Source organism: Bacteroides sp. 519 (assembly GCF_010500955.1).
GTDB lineage: Bacteria > Bacteroidota > Bacteroidia > Bacteroidales > Bacteroidaceae > Bacteroides.
In genome coordinates this window covers 1-300 of sequence record NZ_QVMJ01000171.1, presented here as the reverse complement: position 1 = coordinate 300, position 300 = coordinate 1, and the positions used below count along the sequence as shown (strand labels likewise).

At 37.7% G+C, this 300-nt stretch carries 1 protein-coding gene; it reads right to left on the bottom strand.

Features of this window, described 5'->3' with window-relative positions:
* Positions 1-112 precede the first annotated feature (112 nt).
* The gene (locus D0T85_RS23320; protein WP_370460034.1) at positions 113-196 is read right to left on the bottom strand and encodes a hypothetical protein; all 84 of its coding nucleotides are present in this window, start codon (positions 194-196) and stop codon (positions 113-115) included.
* Positions 197-300: the final 104 nt, after the last annotated feature.

The following is a 300-nucleotide window of genomic DNA, read 5'->3' as shown; positions in this document are numbered from 1 at the left end:
AAGTCTGTAATATTTTTCTCTTGATAGTTCTTTTGTTATAACAACAATAGTCACAGTAACGAGACGCAGTGACTGTAGATGAATTAGTATGGATTTCTTATACCGGAATAACTTACATTTCGAAGACCGACACTATTATGCTGATATTGATAATGCCAGTTTCGGTATCTATGTTATCCCATGTCAAAGCACAAATCTCTCCGATCCGGATGCCAGCATCAAACCAAAAGCATTTGTAGCGAAGATAATGCTGAATGCGTTAGCAGATAATCCTCCTTTTTCCATCACAAGAAACGGTCC